We start from the raw sequence: 18,639 nt of genomic DNA on the forward strand, positions 1-18,639 counted from the left end.
AGCAGGGACGTGTGGGTAAGGTCTATCCCCCGGCGGACTCACAGATAGTTTTGCCTCACTCACCGACTACTCACCTCTTAGAAGTGCGCGAGCACCTACGCGAGCACTACGGCCTCTTCTGGCGCCACAAAACCCGCCTGCTGCTCATCATCGGCGAACCCGCCGAAATCGAAGCCATCGCCCCCACCCTGGCCGCTCACCAATGGCTCGAAGGCCAAGGCACCGTCCTGCTGTGGGGTGGCAGTGCGCAGGCCGCGCTGGATCAATCATTCCCTGAGCGCTGGCGTGGGCTGAGCCGCTGGCGTGCGTTGGACGGAGTCGTCTGGGCGCTGAACGAAACCCAGGCCGCCGACGATGTCGCGATGGGCAAAGGTGTACGCCAGGTGCAGCGCCTTGCCCGTGACTTGCGCTGGCAGTTGCCGTTATCTCTCTGGCAGGTCTGCGACAGTGCATGGGCGCAGGACACGCGCAAAGCGCAGCCGGTGGGCTGTCAGTTGCCCGCGCGCTTCTCGGCGGCGGTATTGGACGCCGCGCTGAATCGTTTGCTGGAGCCTTTGCGTCGCGCGGGTTTGGCGCAGATGAACGCGGTGATGAAGGATGATTTTCTGCTGCGTTTGTCGCGAGATTTAAAGGGCGAGGGCATTGATCGTTGGCGTCACACCTTGGCGCATCTGGCCGGCGAATTTGCCCGTGGCGTGCCGTTGCGGGGGTTGTGGTTCAGCCTGCCGGTACAGCGCTCGCCGCATGATCAACAACAGGCGTGGTCGGTGGCCCCGGTGTGGCACGGCGTACTCGGCGATAACCCCCGTGGCCGCCGACTGGGCTGGAGCGTGCCGCGAGTTGGCTACGCATTGGCCCTCGGCTTAGCCATGCTGTGGAGCGCAGGACTGCTGCTGTCATTCATCAGCAACCGCACGCAGATCGCCCAGGTACACAGCTCGTTGTCGACCTTGCAACGCGCATCACAAGGCGACGAACAGCTCCTGGCCCTCCATGAACTGGTCCGCGAATTGGCGCGCCTGGATGATCGCGTTCAAGGCGGCGCTCCGTGGTATCAGCGCTTCGGCCTGAATCAAAACCCAGCGCTGCTTGAAACTGTTTGGCCGCGCTACGTCGAAGCCAACAACCGCCTGATCCGCGACCCGGCCGTCGCCGCTTTACGCCAGCAGCTCACGGCCCTGGTCAAGCTGGCCCCGGACAATCCCGAGCGCGCCGAACGCGCCCGTGCTGCCTACGACCAGCTCAAGGCCTACCTGATGATGGCGCGTCCGGCAAAAGCCGACGCCAGTCTGCTGGTGAAAACCCTCGGCGAAGTCGAGCCTTCCCGCGCGGGCCTCTGGCAAGCCCTGGGCCCCACTTTGTGGCAGTTTTACGCTGAACACCTGGCCGCCAATCCCACTTGGCGCATCGACACCGACGCGCGGCTGGTCGCGCAAGTCCGGCAGGTCCTGCTCGGCCAATTGGGTCAACGCAATGCCGAAGCCAATCTGTACCAACAACTGCTCGATGACGCCGCCCATCACTACCCGGCCCTGGGCCTGCCGCAACTGGTCGGCGACACCGACGCCCAGGCCCTGTTCACCACCGAGGCCAGCGTGCCCGGCGTGTTCACCCGCCGGGCCTGGGAAGGCTCGGTGCGCCAAGCCATCGATGCGATCGCCGAGGCGCGCCGCGAGGAAATCGATTGGGTGCTCAGCGACCAACCTGCCGATGTCGACACCCGCCTGAGTCCTGAGCAACTGCGCGCCCGCCTCACCGAACGCTACTTCCAGGACTACGCCAGCGCCTGGCAGGATCTGCTCAACAGCCTGCGCTGGCAGCAGGCCGCGAGTCTCGATGAGTCAATCGACCAATTGACGCTGATGAGCGACGTGCGCCAATCGCCCTTGATCGCGCTGCTGAACAGCGTGGCCTACCAGGCGCAGGCGGGCAGCCGACCCCAGGCCCTGGCCGACTCGCTGGTGCAGTCTGCGCAAAAGTTGATCGGGCCGGACAAGGCTCCAGCGATCGAACCGTTGGCCCAGGCCGCCACGGGGCCGCTGGCGGCGACCTTCGGCCCGTTATTGGCGCTGCTGGACAAGTCCAACACGGACGGCCTCAGTCTCCCGGCCTTCCTCACCCGCGTGACACGGGTGCGTTTGAAACTGCAGCAGATCAGCACCGCACCCGACCCGCTGGAAATGACCCAGGCCCTGGCACAAAGCGTGTTTCAAGGCCGCAGCATCGACCTCACCGACACCCAATCCTACGGTGCCCTGCTGGCCGCCAGCCTGGGTGCGGAGTGGGGCGGGGCGGCGCAGACGCTGTTCGTGCAGCCGCTGGAACAGGCCTGGCAACGCGTGTTGCAACCCTCCGCCGCGGGCCTCAACAGCCACTGGCAGCGCTCGATCGTCAGCCATTGGAACGCCGCCTTCGCCAGCCGTTACCCGTTTGCCGCCACCACCAGCGATGCGTCGTTGCCGATGTTGGGGCAGATGATCCGCGCGGACTCCGGGCGCATCGCACAGTTTTTACAGCAGCAATTGAGCGGCGTGCTGCGCAAGGAAGGTAGCCGTTGGGTAGCCGACCCCCGCCACAGCCAGGGCCTGCGTTTCAACCCGCAGTTTCTTAGCGCGATCAATCAACTGAGCGAACTGGCCGATGTGCTCTACACCGAAGGCGGCATGGGGCTGAGCTTTGAACTGCAAGGCAAACCCGTGCGCGACGTGGTGCAAACCACCTTCATCCTCAACGGCGACCGGCACCAGTACTTCAACCAGAAAGAAAGCTGGCAGCGTTTCAACTGGCCGGGACGCAGCGACTATCCCGGCGTGAGCCTCAGCTGGACCAGCATACATGCCGGCGAGCGGTTATTTGGCGACTACCCCGGCACCTGGGGCCTGATCCGCCTGCTGGAAAACGCCCAAGTCACGCCATTGGACGACGGCAACAGCCGCTACCGCCTGGCCCTCAAGGCGCCCGACGGCCTGAACCTGACGTGGCACCTGCGCACCGAACTGGATGCGGGGCCGCTGGCGTTGCTCAAGCTGCGTGATTTCAGGTTGCCGCAACAGATATTTCTCAATGAGGGCTGAGCCTTCGAGTCGGTGAGACCGCTCCTTGCAGGTCAGGGAGTGCCCGGTACATTCGGCCAAAGATCCGCCACCAGAAACAACCGCTCGGCTTCCTCCCACTCCTCGCCGTTCTGAACCAGTCGCACCAACAACTGAGCCGGTGCCATCGGTGCCAGGTCCGCCAGCCATTCCAGCATCTGTTCTTCGCTCCACACCGCTTCTGCCTGGTAATGCGCTGGCGCCAGCCACGCATGTCGGGGCAAGGGCTGCCAGCGGCCGGGCGCGCTGGCGCTGACAAAGTCCCGCCAATCACGCTGATGCAGCCAGCGCCCACGCAAATGCTGCGGGTGAGCGCCATAGGGCGGTTCAGCCTGGCCAGGCCAGGGGTAAAGCAAATAGCCGCCGAGCCACAAGTGGGCATCGAACTGCGCGATGCCCAGCGCGGCCAACACCTCGCGGCTCTCCGGTCGTGCCGAAATCGGCAACTGATGCTGGGCCAGGTGCGCCAGCTTGCGATCCAGCCGATCATGACAGCCCGGACCCAGCCACTGCGCGGTGTCCTGGCCATTGCCGTCCTGCGGGCCGAGGTAGAGTTTGATCGCCAGTTCCAGGTGATGCACGCCCTCGCGGTCGCGCAGCAGCATGTCCAGTTCGCCCAGGGTATGCCCGGCGCGGCGGATCGGCAGGTTGGCTGCCAGCAGTTCCACGCCCGGCGCATGCTGCACGGCGAACTGCCACAGGCGTTCATAGTAGAGGCCCAGGCGCCGGGTGCGCGCCAGGTTCAGCCAATGCTGCAGGGGGCTGCTGTCCTGGTCCAATTGCCGCAGCCAGTGTTCGAGACGGTCGGGCGCCTGTACCCAGTCGCTGCCGGCCAGCGGATGGCGTTGCGGCCACGGCGTTTGCGCGAGCATCGGCGGGGCGAGCATCACCCACGCAAGGTCGCGCACCTCGGGATGGCGCAGTTGGCGGGGCAGGTTGTGCAAGTCGGGGAACACGGTCATGGTCCGAGCATAGCCTTTTACACAGGGGAGGGTGGCTGAGAAGCGTTGTCATCAAGGCTTCACGGCGACAAAGGATTTTGCCTGACGCGGCCTTTCGCCCATAATCGTTCTTTTTTGCCACACCCCAATCCCGCAGGAGCCCCATGGAGCAATTTCGCAATATCGGCATTATCGGTCGCCTGGGCAGTACCCAGGTGTTGGACACCGTCCGCCGGCTGAAAAAGTTTCTGCTCGAGCGCCACCTGCATGTGATCCTCGAAGACACCATCGCCGAAATCCTCCCGGGTCATGGCCTGCAAACCTCGTCGCGCAAGATGCTCGGTGAAGTCTGTGACATGGTGATTGTGGTCGGCGGCGACGGCAGCCTGCTGGGCGCCGCACGGGCGCTCGCGCGGCATAACGTGCCGGTGCTGGGGATCAACCGTGGTAGCCTGGGGTTCCTGACCGATATTCGTCCCGATGAGCTGGAAGTCGAAGTGGCCAAGGTGCTCGACGGCCATTACCTGGTGGAGAACCGCTTCCTGCTGCAAGCTGAAGTGCGCCGCCACGGCGAAGCCATCGGCCAGGGCGACGCCCTCAACGATGTCGTGCTGCACCCCGGCAAATCCACGCGGATGATCGAATTCGAGCTGTATATCGACGGCCAGTTCGTGTGCAGTCAAAAGGCCGATGGCCTGATCGTCGCCACGCCCACCGGCTCCACCGCTTATGCGCTGTCGGCGGGCGGCCCGATCATGCACCCCAAGCTTGACGCCATTGTGATCGTGCCGATGTACCCCCATATGTTGTCCAGCCGGCCGATTGTGGTCGATGGCAACAGTGAGCTGAAAATCGTGGTTTCCAAAGACATGCAGATTTACCCGCAAGTCTCCTGCGACGGGCAGAACCATTTCACCTGCGCCCCCGGTGACACCATCACCGTGAGTAAAAAAGCGCAGAAGCTGCGGCTGATCCACCCGCTGGACCACAACTACTATGAAGTGTGCCGCACCAAGTTGGGCTGGGGCAGCCGCTTGGGGGGTGGAGGCGACTGATGCTCGATCCCGCGCGTAGCTACGACCTGATTGGTGATGTGCATGGTTGCGCCCACACCCTTGAGCACCTGCTCGACCAGTTGGGCTACCACAAGCACGCTGGCACCTGGCGCCACCCGTCGCGCATGGCGGTGTTCCTCGGCGATATCATCGACCGTGGCCCGCGGATTCGCGAGGCGCTGCACATTGTCCACGACATGACCGAGGCCGGGCAGGCGCTGTGCATCATGGGCAACCATGAGTTCAACGCCCTGGGCTGGGCCACGCCCGCGCCACCGGGCAGCGGCAAGCAGTTCGTGCGCGAGCACACCCCGCGGCATGAGCGCTTGATCCACGAGACCCTGACCCAGTTCGAGCATCACCCGGCCGATTGGCACGACTTCCTCGGCTGGTTCTATGACATGCCGCTGTTCGTCGACGCCGGGCGTTTCCGCGTGGTGCATGCGTGCTGGGATGACGGGTTTATCCAGCCGCTGCGCGCGACTTTTCCCGATGGCTGTATCGATCAGCATTTCCTGCAGGCCGCCGCCGTGCCGGGCAGCTTCGCCTGCAATGCCTTTGACCGCCTGTTGCGCGGCACCGACATGCGTCTGCCGGACGGTTTGACCCTGACCGGCGGCGACGGCCTGACACGCTCGTTCTTCCGCACCAAGTTCTGGGAAGAAGACCCGAAAACCTACGGCGACATCGTGTTCCAGCCCGATGCATTGCCGGAACCCGTGGCGCGCACACCGTTGTCGTCCTCTGAAAAAAACTCCCTGCTGCGCTACGGCGTCGACGAGCCTGTGCTGTTCGTCGGGCATTACTGGCGCAGCGGCAAACCGGCGCCGATCCGTCCGAACCTGGCCTGCCTGGACTACAGCGCGGTGCTGTACGGCAAGCTGGTGGCGTACCGACTGGATCAGGAAACCCGCCTCGATCCGCATAAATTCGTATGGGTCGACGTTGAGCGCCCCGAGGTGATTACATGAGTGCCGTGCCCGTATTACGCTTGCCGCTGAGCGTCGACCTGGGCGGTTTCGTCAAACTGCTGCAACGCATGCAGGTGCCCCATCGCGTCAGTGAAGAAGCGGGCGAGCAGGTGTTGTGGGTGCCCGAGACCATCAGCGACGACGTGCGCGTCTTGTATCAACGTTTTCCGGCCGGCGATCCGGACCAGCAACTGGATATTCCGGAGCAGGCGCCGGTCACGCGCCCGGGGTTTGTTCAGCAAGTGCGCCATAGCCCGGTGACAGCGCTGGTGCTGCTGGCGAGCCTGATCGTCGGCGCGGTGACCTTGCTCGGTGAAAACCTGCAAGCGATGAGCTGGCTGACCTTCCTGCCGTTCCGGGTGATGGGTGAGTACATCCAGTTCACGCCGCTGGCCGACACCTTGGCCTCGGGCCAGTGGTGGCGGCTGGTCACGCCGATGCTGATCCACTTCGGCATCCTGCACCTGGCCATGAATGGCATGTGGTACTGGGAGCTGGGGCGGCGTATTGAAGCGCGCCAGGGCAGTATCAACCTGCTGGGGCTGACGCTGTTGTTCAGCCTGGCCTCCAATTTCGCTCAATACCTGTATGGCGGCCCCGGCCTGTTTGGTGGCTTGTCCGGCGTCTTGTATGGGCTGCTGGGGCATTGCTGGATCTATCAACTCATCTCGCCCAACCCGGCTTATCGCCTGCCCCGTGGGGTGCTGGTGATGATGCTGGTGTGGTTGGTGCTGTGCCTGTCGGGGCTGGTCTCGATGATCGGTTTCGGCGAAATCGCCAATGCCGCCCATGTCGGCGGCCTGGCCATCGGTTGCCTGACCGGCTTGTTGGGCGGTTTATACAGTCGTCGCAAATCCACTATTCGTTAAGGAAGAGCCTGAATGTCCTCTTTTGCTGAAATGATCGAAAACATCACCCCGGACATCTACCGGAGCCTCAAGCTCGCCGTGGAAATCGGCAAATGGTCCGATGGCCGCAAGCTCACCGCCGAGCAGCGGGAGCTGTCGCTGCAAGCGATGATCGCCTGGGAGATCCAGAACCTGCCGGAAGACCAGCGCACCGGCTACATGGGAACGCAGGAGTGTGAATCGAAGTCGACCACGGTGCCGAACATCCTGTTCAAGTCGGACGCGATCCATTGATTGAAATCGGTCGCGGTGCAGTCAGCAAAATGTCGGCGCAACTCGGTGAGCCGACCGTTCAATATGCGTTTCGTCTGGGCGATACCGAGGTGCCGGTCAACCCGTTGATCGGTACCCATGTGCGCCTGGAGTACCTGGGTGCGATCCATTGCAGCCATTGCGGCCGCAAGACCAAGACCAGCTTCAGCCAGGGTTATTGCTACCCGTGCATGACCAAGCTGGCTCAGTGCGACCTGTGCATCATGAGTCCCGAGCGTTGTCATTACGCCGCCGGCACCTGCCGTGATCCGGCGTGGGGCGAGCAGTTCTGCATGACCGACCATGTGGTCTACCTGGCCAATTCGTCGGGCATCAAGGTCGGCATCACCCGCGCCACCCAATTGCCCACGCGTTGGCTTGACCAGGGCGCCAGCCAGGCGCTGCCGATCGTGCGTGTGTCCACGCGCCAGCAGTCCGGTTTCGTCGAAGACCTGTTCCGCAGCCAGGTCGCCGACAAGACCAACTGGCGTGCCTTGCTCAAGGGCGATGCACAATCGGTCGACCTCAAGCAGGTGCGCGATGAGTTGTTCGCGTCTTGCGCCGAGGGCCTGGCGAGTTTGCAGGAACGCTTTGGCCTACAAGCTATCCAAACGATTGCCGACATTGAACCGATCGAAATCCGTTACCCGATCGAGCAGTATCCGACCAAGATCGTCAGCTTCAACCTGGACAAGAACCCGATTGCCGAAGGCACGCTGCTGGGGATCAAGGGCCAATACCTGATCTTCGACACCGGGGTCATCAATATTCGCAAGTACACGGCCTACCAGCTCGCCGTGCATCAGTAAAAGGATGCCACCCATGCGTACCGAACAACCGAAGATGATTTACCTGAAGGACTATCAGGCGCCGGACTACCTGATCGACGAGACGCACCTGACCTTCGAGTTGTTCGAGGACCACAGCCTGGTCCACGCGCAACTGGTGATGCGCCGTAACCCCGCACGTGGCGCCGGCTTGCCGCCGCTGGTGCTGGACGGTCAGCAGCTCGAACTGTTGAGCGTGAACCTGGCTGACCGGGAATTGACGGACGCTGACTACCAGTTGACCGACAGCCACCTGACCGTGCATCCCACGAGTGAGACCTTCACCCTCGACACCAGCGTCAAGATCCACCCCGAAACCAACACGGCCCTCGAAGGCTTGTACAAGTCCGGCGGCATGTTCTGCACCCAGTGCGAGGCCGAAGGGTTCCGTAAGATCACTTACTACCTCGACCGTCCGGATGTGATGAGTACCTTCACCACCACCGTGATCGCCGAGCAACACAGCTACCCGGTGCTGCTGTCCAACGGCAACCCGATTGCCAGCGGTCCTGGCGAAGACGGCCGCCACTGGGCGACCTGGGAAGACCCGTTCAAGAAGCCGGCGTACCTGTTCGCGCTGGTGGCCGGTGATTTGTGGTGTGTCGAAGACAGCTTCACCACCATGACCAACCGTTCCGTGGCGCTGCGTATCTATGTCGAGCCGGAAAATATCGACAAGTGCCAGCACGCCATGACCAGCCTGAAAAAATCCATGCGCTGGGATGAAGAAACCTACGGCCGCGAGTACGACCTCGACATCTTCATGATCGTCGCGGTCAACGACTTCAACATGGGGGCCATGGAGAACAAGGGCCTCAACATCTTCAACTCCAGCGCCGTGCTGGCCCGCGCCGAAACCGCCACCGACGCCGCGCATCAGCGGGTCGAGGCTATCGTCGCGCATGAATACTTCCACAACTGGTCGGGCAACCGCGTGACCTGCCGCGACTGGTTCCAACTGTCGCTCAAGGAAGGCTTCACCGTGTTCCGCGACTCGGGCTTCTCTGCGGACATGAACTCGGCCACGGTCAAGCGCATTCAGGATGTAGCGTACCTGCGCACTCACCAGTTCGCCGAAGACGCCGGCCCGATGGCCCACGCCGTGCGCCCGGAAAGTTTTATCGAGATCTCCAACTTCTATACCCTGACCGTGTACGAAAAGGGCTCGGAAGTGGTCGGTATGATCCACACCTTGCTCGGCGCCGAAGGCTTCCGCAAAGGCAGCGACCTCTATTTCGAGCGTCATGACGGTCAGGCCGTGACCTGCGACGACTTCATCAAGGCCATGGAAGACGCCAACGGTGCCGACCTCAGCCAGTTCAAGCGCTGGTACAGCCAGGCCGGTACGCCGCGCTTGGCGGTGAGTGATTCCTACGATGCTGCGGCCAAAACCTACAGCCTGACTTTCCGCCAAAGCTGCCCGGAAACCCCGGACAAGGTGGAAAAGCTGCCGTTCGTGATTCCAGTGGCATTGGGCCTGCTGGACGGCAAGGGTGCTGCTGTCGCGTTGCGCCTGGCCGGTGAGGCAAGTGCTGCCGGCACGTCCCGCGTGATTTCGGTGACCGAGGCCGAGCAGACCTTTACCTTCGTCGATATCAACGAGCAGCCGCTGCCTTCGCTGCTGCGCGGTTTCTCGGCGCCGGTGAAACTGAGCTTTGCGTACACCCGTGATCAGTTGATGTTCCTGATGCAGCACGACAGCGACGGGTTCAATCGCTGGGATGCCGGCCAGCAACTGTCGGTGCAGGTGTTGCAGGAGCTGATTGGCCAGTACCAGGCGGGTCAGCCGCTGAAGCTGGATCAGCGCCTGATCGACGCTCTGCGCACGGTATTGAGCGACGAAAGCCTGGACCAGGCGATGGTCGCCGAAATGCTCTCGTTGCCGGGTGAGGCCTACCTGACGGAAATCAGCGAAGTGGCCGACGTCGACGCCATTCATGCCGCCCGTGAATTCGCCCGCAAGCAACTGGCCGACCAGTTGTTCGACGGTTTGTGGCTGCGCTACCAGGCCAACCGCGAACTGTCCAAGCAAACCCCGTATGTAGCGGCTGCCGAGCACTTTGCCCGGCGTGCCTTGCAGAACATTGCGCTGTCGTACCTGATGCTCAGCGGCAAGCCGCAAGTGCTGGCGGCGACGTTGGACCAGTTCGACACCAGCGACAACATGACTGAACGCCTGACCGCGTTGGCGGTGTTGGTGAATTCGCCGTTCGAGGCGGAAAAAGCCAAGGCCTTGGCGGTGTTTGCCGAGAACTTCAAGGACAACCCGCTGGTCATGGACCAGTGGTTCAGCGTGCAGGCCGGCAGCGTGTTGCCGGGCGGGCTAGCGCGGGTCAAGGCGTTGATGGAACATCCGGCGTTCACCATCAAGAACCCGAACAAAGTGCGTGCACTGGTGGGCGCGTTTGCCGGGCAGAACCTGATCAACTTCCACGCCGCGGACGGCTCGGGCTATCGTTTCCTGGCGGACCTGGTGATTCAGTTGAACGGTTTCAACCCGCAGATCGCCTCGCGCCAATTGGCGCCGTTGACCCGCTGGCGCAAATACGACAGCGCGCGGCAGGCGCTGATGAAGGCGGAACTGGAGCGTATTCGAGCTTCCGGTGAGCTGTCGAGCGATGTGTTCGAGGTGGTCAGCAAGAGCCTTGCGTAAACCACGCAATTAAAAAAACGGCCGACAGGCCGTTTTTTTTCGTCCCGGATAATCGGCGGCCGAGCGGCTGCTGACATTTTCTGACAGGGTGCTCTGATAAGCTGTGCCACTTTCTTTTTTTGATGGGCTCAACGTGTCGCGTACCACTCGTCTACTGACTTTGCTCCAGGCTCTGCGGGGCAAGAAGCGTCCGGTGACCGCTGCCGTACTGGCGGCGCAGTTGGAGGTGTCCGAGCGCACGCTGTATCGCGACATCGCCGAATTGACCGCGCTGGGCGCGCCTATTTTTGGCGAGGCCGGAGTTGGGTATGTGTTGCGCAGCGGGCTGTTTTTACCGCCCTTGATGCTCAATGCCGAGGAAACCGAAGCCATCGTGCTTGGTCTGCGCTATGTGGATCAGCGTGGCGACGATGTCTTGAGCCATGCCGCGGCCAACGCCTTGGCAAAAATTGCCGACGTGCTGGACCCCGCCGCCCAGGAAGCGTTACGCAACCCGACGCTGCTACCTGGCCCGCCAGGGTTCGGCTACCCGGAAAACCGCGTACCGCTCAATGTGTTTCGCGAAGCCATTCGCAACCAGGCCAAGCTGCACATCGATTACGCCGACGCGAGCCAGACCCAGAGCCAGCGGCTGATCTGGCCCCTGGCGCTGGGTTTTCTCAATGAGGTGCGGGTGATCGTAGCCTGGTGCGAACTGCGAGACGCGTATCGCACCTTTCGCACCGATCGCGTGGCTGCCGCTGAGTCCCGCGGCGAGCGCTATCCGGGGCGCCGCAGTGATTGGTTGCGGGGCTGGCGCAAGTTGATGGAGCAGCAGCATTCCTCGCCGTTCACTCCTGACAAAAACTGACACAGCCCTGGTTTAGCATGGCGTCATAAATCATCACAAAGGAGCTGTGCCATGTCCCACGCTGATCTGGCCCCGGCCATCGCCGCCTACATTGCGGCAACCAATGCCTGCGACACTTCGGCCGTCGCCCATTGTTTTGCTGACGACGCCAACGTGTTCGATGAGGGCGCGCATCAGGTCGGCACCGCCGCCATCGCACGTTGGATGGAAGACACCGCGCAGCGTTATCAGCCCAGGGTCGAAGTGCTCAACGTGCAGCATCGCACCGGCAAGGTATTGGTCAGCAATGTGGTTTCCGGCAACTTCCCCGGCAGCCCGCTGGAGCTGCGCTACACCTTTCGCTTGAACGAACAGGGCAAGATTTCACGGTTGGATATCTCCTTGTAAGTCATAATGGCGCGCATGACTTTCGACTCGCCGCTCGCCGCTTATCAATACGCCACCACCCAACTGGGCTTCGTCGCCGACGATGCCCAGCGCCGTGCGGTGGATGCCCTGCAGACCTGCCACCAAGCCTTGCACCAAGGGCGCTCGCCGATTCTCGGGGTTTACCTCTGGGGCCCGGTGGGCCGGGGTAAAACCTGGCTGATGGACCAGTTTTACCTGAGCCTGCGCGTGCCGGCGCGGCGCCAGCATTTCCATCACTTCATGGGTTGGGTACACCAGCGTTCGTTCCAGCTCACCGGCACCCATGACCCGTTGCAAGCGCTGGCCCGTGAGCTGGCCCAAGAGGTACGCGTGCTGTGTTTTGACGAGTTGTTCGTCAGTGACATCGGTGATGCAATTATCCTTGGCCGTTTGTTCCAGGTGATGTTCGAAGAAGGCGTGGTGATGGTCTGCACCTCCAATCAACCGCCCGAACAGCTTTACGCCGGTGGCTTCAATCGCGAGCGTTTCCTGCCGGGCATTGCGGCGATCAAGCAGCACATGCACGTGGTGGCGGTGGACGGTGGTGAAGACCATCGCTTGCACCCGGGTGTCGGCGTGCAACGTTATTGGGTCGATCAGCCGGATGCGCTGGCGGCGGTGTTCGAGCAATTGAGCGAGGGCCAAGCGGTGCGCCATGGCCCGATCAGCGTCGGTCATCGCTGCATCGTGGCGGTGCAGGCCAGCGACACGGTGTTGTGGTGCCGGTATGCCGACCTGTGCGAGCAACCTTTGGCAGCGATGGATTTCATGCTGCTGTGTGATCGTTTCAAGGCGATCCTGTTGGGTGAGGTCCCCAACCTGAGTGCACAAAAGCGACCGGGACGGATTGCCCGAGGCACCGAGGACGGTGTCCAGCGAGTAGCGGCCGGTGATCGCGAATTGCCCGAGTTGTCAGTACACGATGACAGCGTGCGGCGCTTTATCGCCCTGGTGGATGAATGCTACGACCGCAAGGTGCCGCTGTTCATCGAGGCTAAAGTGCCGTTGGAAAGCCTCTACACCGAAGGCTATCTGGAATTCCCTTTCCGACGAACCTTGAGTCGCTTGCAGGAAATGCAATTGCAGCGCTTTGGGGGGTAGGAAAAAGCCTGGTGCAAGTCCTATGGCTGCTTTTGATGTGGGTAACCTTCGCGCCTTCTGGCAGCTATTTGTAGTTAATCTCCTTCATCTGGCGCCTGCTTCACGCTTACAATCGTCCTCCTCAAAGGGAACTGATTCCCTTGTTTGTCGTTATCGAGGACGGAAATGGATACCCCTGAAATCCTGGTGCTGCAAGCCAGCTACACCAATCCTGTGCATGCCGAGGCCATTGCCCTGCTGCTCAATCATTACGCTGAAGACCCAATGGGGGGCGGCCACAGCCTGCCCTCCGACCTGTTGCAACAACTGCCGGCTGAACTGGCCAAGCGCCCGCATGCGTTCAGTGTCCTGGCATTCGTGGGCGGCGAGCCTGCGGGATTGGTCAATTGCTTTGAAGGGTTTTCCACCTTCGCCTGTCGTCCGTTGGTCAATGTCCACGATGTCGCCGTGATGAATCGGTTCCGGGGCCTGGGGCTGAGCCAGAAAATGCTGCAGAAGGTCGAGGAAATCGCCCGTCAGCGTGGCTGCTGCAAGATCACCTTGGAAGTGCTCGAGGGCAATGCTGTGGCGCAGTCGGCGTACCGCAAGTTCGGTTTTGACGACTCGGTATTTGATCCGGCCCATGGGCGTATGTTGTTCTGGAACAAACCACTGTAATAAGGCACAGGCAAAAAAAAGGCGCCATTGAATGGCGCCAAGTTAACCTTTGCCAACAGAGCGGGTTGGCACAGGGTGATGCGAGTTAAATAAAAGTTAACTTAACTTTTAGGTTGTGCCTCGGTGCTGGATTGATCCGCTGTGTCGCGTTTTAAAGTTTTACCGTCAGCGGAGGCAGTTTGTTCATTGCTGCCGTGGAATTTCTGCTGCGTGAAGGTGAAGTTATTGTAGAACTCCTTCGAACGCTCCGAGCCGCCTTCTGCAAAAGCCGCCGCGGAAGTCAGGGTTATCAGGCCGGCAAGCATCAAAATCGAGGGTTTCATCAAGGTGTTCCCATTCAGTGTGGTCGGTATCCGCTCGGTCCTTGATCAGATTCATGGGGCGATTGTGCGGGCAGCTTATTAAGTGGGTATTAACGTGGGGAACTCCCGAAGTTAACAATGTTGTTAACTTTGGCGGAGGCTGGTTAGAGTTTCCAGTCGAGTGCCAAGGTTATCGAGCGCGGGTCGCCCCAGTACACGCCATTATAAAAGCCGACGCGTTCATAATATTTTTCATCGAATAGATTATTGACGTTAACCGAAGCCGAAACATGCTCGTCGAACTGGTAGCGCGACATCAGGTTGACCACGGTATAGGCCTGTTGGGTGATCTTGGTGGATTCGGTGAGCAGGTAACCCTCTTGGTCCCGGCCGCCGATCGGCCGCTCGGCGAAGTCATAGAAGTCGCTCTGCCAGTTCACCGCGCCGCCCACCGTCAACCCGCGCCATTCGCCCGGTAAACGATAGGCTGTCGACACCTTCAGCATATTCATCGGCTGGCCGGTGTTGTTGCGTTGTTTATCGCCGTTGAGCGAATGGGTGTAGGTGTAGCCCGCCGTGAGGTTCCAGTCCGGCATGACTTCGCCGGACACCTCCACTTCAAAGCCCTGCACCTTGTTGCCCTTGCCACCGGATTTGTAGAACTGCTCGCGGGTGATCGGGTCCGGCGGGGCCGCATTGTCGAGTTCGGCGACGTTATCCTGGGTGCTCCAGAAATACGCGGTGGCCAGGTTCAAACGTTCGTTGAGCAGGCTGCCCTTGAGGCCGATTTCGTAGTTACTGCCGACCACCGGTTCGAGGTACTGCTTGCTGGCGTTGCGCTCGTCCTGCGGGTTGAAGATGTCGGTGTAGCTGGCGTACACCGTGTATTCCGGCGTCAGGTCGTAGAGCAGGCCCGCGTAAGGTGTCCACATGTCTGTGTGGGTCTGGCTGGATTTGCTTGAGGCGGTCAATTGATTGTCGAGGTTGTACGTGGGCGAGGCGCTTTCGATTTCCCAGCTGCCATAGCGGCTGCCCAGTACCGCATGCAGCGTGTCGGTCAAGCTCAAGCGTGTGGCGAGGTAGCCGGCCTTTTGTTTTTTGCTGCTGTGTTCGCCCTTGAGGCCGGTGGTGCGGTCGGGGAATTTGCCGATGCCGCCCATGTGTTTCCAGTCTTCGATGGTCTCGTAGCCTTGGGGCGTTGCAAAACGTTGGAGGGGTGACGTGTCGCGCTGCTCGGATTCGCCATAACCCAGCATCAACGCATGCTCGCGCCCCAACAGCGCGTAGGTGCCGGCCAGGTTGAAGTCGACCACATCCATTTTCGAGGTGCCGACCATCTGGTTGGTCCAGGCCGTCATGCCGCTGCCATCGGCATTCGGAAAACCGGCGCCGCCGTAATACACCTTGCCGTCGGTATCGCTTTGCCGATGGGTGTAAGCGGCTTTCAGGCGCCAGTCCGTCGCCAGCGTGTGATCGATGGAGGCGAAGGTGGTCTTGTCCTTCAGGGGCCAGGAGCTCCAGTCGGCCGCGAGGTTGGCCGAGCGCGACAGGCGGGCCTTGCTGCCGTCACTGTTCCAGTAGGGCAGGGTGCCCCAGGAGCTGCCTTGCACGTGCTTGTTCTGGTAGTCGAAGCCGACGGCTACCACGGTGTCGTCCGTCAGGTCGGCCTCCAGAATGCCGTAGCCGACTTCCCGTTGCAGCGCGTAGTTGTCGCGAAAGGATTGGCTGTCACGGTAAGCCATCACCGTGCGCCCGCGCAGCCGTCCGTCAAAGGCCAGCGGGCCGCCCACATCCAGGTAGCTGTAGTAGTTGTCATGGCTGGCGCCGCTGACGCCGGTCTTGGCTTGCCATTGCGCGGTCGGGCGCTTGCGGATCATGTTGACGGTCGCCGAGGGGTCGCCGGCACCGGTTGTCAGGCCAGTGGCGCCGCGTACTACTTCGATACGGTCGTAGATGATGGTGTCCGAGTCGGACTTCATGCGCCCGAACGTATTGAGCATGCCGTCCACCTGGAAGTTATTGATCGAATAACCCCTGGAGGAATACCCGGCCCGGTCCGAATCCAGATGCTGGACCGTCACGCCGGTGGTCTGGCGCAAAGCGTCGGTCAGGGTATTGAGATTGAAATCGTCCATCTGTTGGCGGGTGACCACCGAAATGGATTGAGGCGTTTGCTTGATCGACAGGTTCAGCCGGGTGGCGGTACTCATCGAGCCGGTGGTATAGGCCCTGGTGTGCTCGGTATTGGCGCCCAGGCCTTCGGCGCTGATGTGGGTGCTGCCTAGCTCCAGGGCGGTGGCGGGTGTCTGTTCGGGGTCGGTTTCAGCCAGCAGTTCCGGGCTCAGCGCCAGGCTGAACAGGCCGAGGGTAACGGTCATGGAACGGGTAAAGGGCGCGAACATCGCGGAAGACTCCTTGTCGTCTTTGCGGCCTTCTCAGTATGAAAAGGCCTTGGCTCAAAGACGAAAGGAGGCGTGGAACTTTAGGTGTAAACGAGAATGATTGTTATCGTTCTGTTACAAGGCGGTATTTACTTGAGCACCACGTCGGCGTTTTCGGCCGTCTTCGGTTTGATCAGGCTAAAGTCGATCAGCGCTTTCTGCTGGCGCTCATAGGGGTTGCCGATCAACAACGGGCGCGGTTTGAAGCTGTCGCTGACCAGGCTTTTGCTGTGGTCCAGCTCATCGAAATTCAGGCCGGCCAAGTCGGCCCAGGTGTGGATCAACTGCGAGCTGCTGTAGGGCCGTTGCAGGTCGCCGGCAAATTTCCAGTCGTGGGTTTCGCGCCATTTCGGTGAGGCGTAGGCCATGAACGGGATGGTGTACATCGGCGCCGTCGGCTTGCCTTCGTTGCGGCCCAGGGTGGTGTGGCCGGCGGAGTCGAATACGTCTTCACCGTGGTCCGACAGGTACAGCAGGAAACCGTTGGGGTCGGTCTTGGCGTAGTCCTTGATCAGGCTCGACACCACGAAGTCGTTGTACAGCACGGCGTTGTCGTAGCTGTTGTAGATCGGCAACTGGGCATCGGTGATAGCGTCCGGAACACCCTGGCGATCGGTGAACTTCTCGAAGGTTGGCGGATAGCGGTACTGGTAGCTCATGTGCGTGCCCAGCAGGTGGACCACGATGAGCTTGCGCTCGGCGGGGTCGGTCAGGGCCTTGGCGAAGGGCGCCAGCACGTCACCGTCGTATTGGCGGGCGTTCTGGTTGCGGTTGTTGTTCAGGTAGACCTGCTCGTCGGCCTGTTCGGAAAAGGTCGTGAGCATGGTGTTGCGCTTGGTCATGGTCTGCTGGTTGGTGATCCAGAAGGTCTTGTAACCGGCCTGTTTCATCACGCTGACAATCGACGGCGTCTTGAGGTACAGGTCCGGGTTCTCTTCGTCGGCGAAGGTCAGCACCTGTTGCAGCGCTTCAATGGTGTAGGGGCGCGGGGTGATGACGTTGTCGAACACGGCCAACTGGTCACGCAGCTTGTCCAGCTCCGGCGTGGTATTGCGCGGGTAGCCATAGAGGCTCATGCGTTGGCGGTTGGTGGACTCGCCGATCACCAGCACCAGGGTCGAAGGCTGGCCGGCCATGCTGTCCTTGAGGTTTTTCAACGGCGGGATCTGGCTGGCGCTGGTCAGCATGCCTTGCATGTTGTCCAGTTGCTCGGTGTAGCGGCGGTAGGCGACGATCATCTGCCACGGCACAGCCGGCTCGATGCGGGTTTCGAAGCGGTCGATGGCCAGTTCCATGGTTTCGCTCGTGGCGATCTGCTTGACCAACGGGTAGCCGACGACGGCCAGCACAATGGCTACCGCTGCCAGTATCGACTGGCCGCGCGGCAGGTAAACCGGGCGCAAGCGCGTCCACAGGAAGATGGCGAAGGCGGTGTGGGCAATGAATGCCAGCACGATCCACCAGGCGAAATATTGGGTGGCGTATTCGCCCGCTTCAGAAATGTTCGACTCGAACATGATGAAGATGACGCTCTGGGAGAATTCCTGCTGATAGATGAAGAAATAACCCAGGCTGGCCATGGAGCAAGCCCACAGCACCACTCCGATCAAGGCGGCCAGCAGGCGAGTACGGCGCGGGAATAACAACATCGGCGCCAACCACAGCGCACTCATGAAGAAGGCTTGGCGAAAGCCACTGAAACCGGAAGTGCCGGTCAGTTGAATCAGCAGTTGGGTAATACCCGAGAAGTACCAGAAGAACAGGAACAGCCAACCCAGGCCGGCCCAATCAAAACCTTTCGCAGACGTAGTGCTGCGTTTGAACATCGCCATCCAGCGCTCCAACCCGATAATTTTTCAGCTGACGCGCAGGGACGCACGCAGCAGAGGCCGCCCTTGTGTAAGGCGGCCCTTCGGGCGCGAGTATCGTGAAGGAGATGTGAAAACTTTGTGAGTTTTTTGTAGGAGTTACCTTACAAAACCGCTCAGCAGAGGGCGGGCTGTGTGCTGGAGGGCTGATCCAGCTGGCCTTGCAGGTGCGAGCGCAGGCGCAAGACTTCCTGTTGCAGTTGGTCGCGTTCGGCCTTCAATTGGCGCAACTCGTCGCGACGGATGCTGACGTAGAGGGTCTGTGGCGGGCGGGTCATCTGTGCTGTGCTCATTGCTTACCTCGCAAATAGCC

The 18,639-nt window shown here is 61.2% G+C and carries 16 protein-coding genes; 11 read left to right on the forward strand and 5 right to left on the reverse strand.

The window, feature by feature from the left end; all coding sequences use genetic code 11:
- Positions 1 to 83: 83 nt before the first annotated feature.
- Positions 84 to 3,074 (forward strand): ImcF-related family protein, encoded by a 2,991-nt coding sequence (locus JN756_RS13690; protein ID WP_502941144.1) that lies wholly within the window; start codon positions 84 to 86, stop codon positions 3,072 to 3,074.
- A gap of 32 nt (positions 3,075 to 3,106) precedes the next feature.
- On the opposite strand, the gene JN756_RS13695 is transcribed toward JN756_RS13690, so the two are convergent.
- On the reverse strand, positions 3,107 to 4,054 hold the full coding sequence (locus JN756_RS13695; protein WP_079443633.1) for a DUF1853 family protein: 948 nt from the start codon (positions 4,052 to 4,054) through the stop codon (positions 3,107 to 3,109).
- Between the two features lie 143 nt (positions 4,055 to 4,197).
- On the opposite strand from JN756_RS13695, the gene JN756_RS13700 reads away from it, so the two are divergent.
- The 10 genes from JN756_RS13700 to JN756_RS13745 all read left to right on the forward strand — a co-directional run bounded on the left by JN756_RS13700 (position 4,198) and on the right by JN756_RS13745 (position 13,715).
- Positions 4,198 to 5,088 carry an NAD(+) kinase gene (locus JN756_RS13700; RefSeq protein ID WP_003217892.1) on the forward strand — a complete coding sequence of 297 codons (891 nt, stop codon included), beginning with the start codon at positions 4,198 to 4,200 and terminating at the stop codon, positions 5,086 to 5,088.
- A complete protein-coding gene (locus JN756_RS13705) occupies positions 5,088 to 6,059 on the forward strand; it encodes a metallophosphoesterase (RefSeq protein WP_128192518.1) in 972 nt (323 codons plus the stop codon). Before JN756_RS13700 ends, JN756_RS13705 begins: the two co-directional genes overlap by 1 nt.
- Positions 6,056 to 6,928 (forward strand): rhomboid family intramembrane serine protease, encoded by an 873-nt coding sequence (locus tag JN756_RS13710; RefSeq protein WP_126589049.1) that lies wholly within the window; start codon positions 6,056 to 6,058, stop codon positions 6,926 to 6,928. Before JN756_RS13705 ends, JN756_RS13710 begins: the two co-directional genes overlap by 4 nt.
- A gap of 12 nt (positions 6,929 to 6,940) precedes the next feature.
- Positions 6,941 to 7,201: a YeaC family protein gene (locus JN756_RS13715; RefSeq protein ID WP_017848373.1), complete on the forward strand. Its 261-nt coding sequence runs from the start codon at positions 6,941 to 6,943 to the stop codon at positions 7,199 to 7,201.
- Positions 7,198 to 8,028: a DUF2797 domain-containing protein gene (locus JN756_RS13720; RefSeq protein ID WP_017848374.1), complete on the forward strand. Its 831-nt coding sequence runs from the start codon at positions 7,198 to 7,200 to the stop codon at positions 8,026 to 8,028. The genes JN756_RS13715 and JN756_RS13720 overlap by 4 nt, the downstream gene beginning before the upstream one ends.
- Before the next feature lie 13 nt (positions 8,029 to 8,041).
- The gene (gene pepN, locus JN756_RS13725) at positions 8,042 to 10,699 is read left to right on the forward strand and encodes an aminopeptidase N (RefSeq protein ID WP_201022175.1); all 2,658 of its coding nucleotides are present in this window, start codon (positions 8,042 to 8,044) and stop codon (positions 10,697 to 10,699) included.
- Positions 10,700 to 10,832: 133 nt separating this feature from the next.
- Positions 10,833 to 11,549, forward strand: a complete 717-nt coding sequence (locus JN756_RS13730) for a helix-turn-helix transcriptional regulator (protein ID WP_026140198.1) — start codon at positions 10,833 to 10,835, stop codon at positions 11,547 to 11,549.
- A gap of 51 nt (positions 11,550 to 11,600) precedes the next feature.
- Complete coding sequence (locus tag JN756_RS13735) at positions 11,601 to 11,936, forward strand: nuclear transport factor 2 family protein (RefSeq protein WP_017848377.1); 336 nt, start codon at positions 11,601 to 11,603, stop codon at positions 11,934 to 11,936.
- Positions 11,937 to 11,951: 15 nt separating this feature from the next.
- The gene (zapE, locus tag JN756_RS13740; protein ID WP_057005263.1) at positions 11,952 to 13,058 is read left to right on the forward strand and encodes a cell division protein ZapE; all 1,107 of its coding nucleotides are present in this window, start codon (positions 11,952 to 11,954) and stop codon (positions 13,056 to 13,058) included.
- Between the two features lie 165 nt (positions 13,059 to 13,223).
- A complete protein-coding gene (locus JN756_RS13745; protein ID WP_201022176.1) occupies positions 13,224 to 13,715 on the forward strand; it encodes a GNAT family N-acetyltransferase in 492 nt (163 codons plus the stop codon).
- A gap of 101 nt (positions 13,716 to 13,816) precedes the next feature.
- On the opposite strand, the gene JN756_RS13750 is transcribed toward JN756_RS13745, so the two are convergent.
- The 4 genes from JN756_RS13750 to JN756_RS13765 all read right to left on the reverse strand — a co-directional run bounded on the left by JN756_RS13750 (position 13,817) and on the right by JN756_RS13765 (position 18,619).
- Positions 13,817 to 14,038 carry a hypothetical protein gene (locus JN756_RS13750; RefSeq protein ID WP_126589047.1) on the reverse strand — a complete coding sequence of 74 codons (222 nt, stop codon included), beginning with the start codon at positions 14,036 to 14,038 and terminating at the stop codon, positions 13,817 to 13,819.
- 143 nt (positions 14,039 to 14,181) lie between these two features.
- The gene (locus JN756_RS13755; RefSeq protein ID WP_201022177.1) at positions 14,182 to 16,419 is read right to left on the reverse strand and encodes a TonB-dependent siderophore receptor; all 2,238 of its coding nucleotides are present in this window, start codon (positions 16,417 to 16,419) and stop codon (positions 14,182 to 14,184) included.
- A 128-nt stretch (positions 16,420 to 16,547) separates the two neighbouring features.
- Entirely contained in the window at positions 16,548 to 18,290 is a 1,743-nt protein-coding gene (locus JN756_RS13760) for a phosphoethanolamine transferase CptA (protein WP_079443636.1), read from the reverse strand.
- 152 nt (positions 18,291 to 18,442) lie between these two features.
- Positions 18,443 to 18,619 (reverse strand): DUF6026 family protein, encoded by a 177-nt coding sequence (locus tag JN756_RS13765; RefSeq protein WP_155678519.1) that lies wholly within the window; start codon positions 18,617 to 18,619, stop codon positions 18,443 to 18,445.
- Positions 18,620 to 18,639 lie beyond the last annotated feature (20 nt).

The sequence above is a fragment of the Pseudomonas sp. Y39-6 genome (genome assembly GCF_023651955.1).
Lineage (GTDB): Bacteria > Pseudomonadota > Gammaproteobacteria > Pseudomonadales > Pseudomonadaceae > Aquipseudomonas > Aquipseudomonas veronii.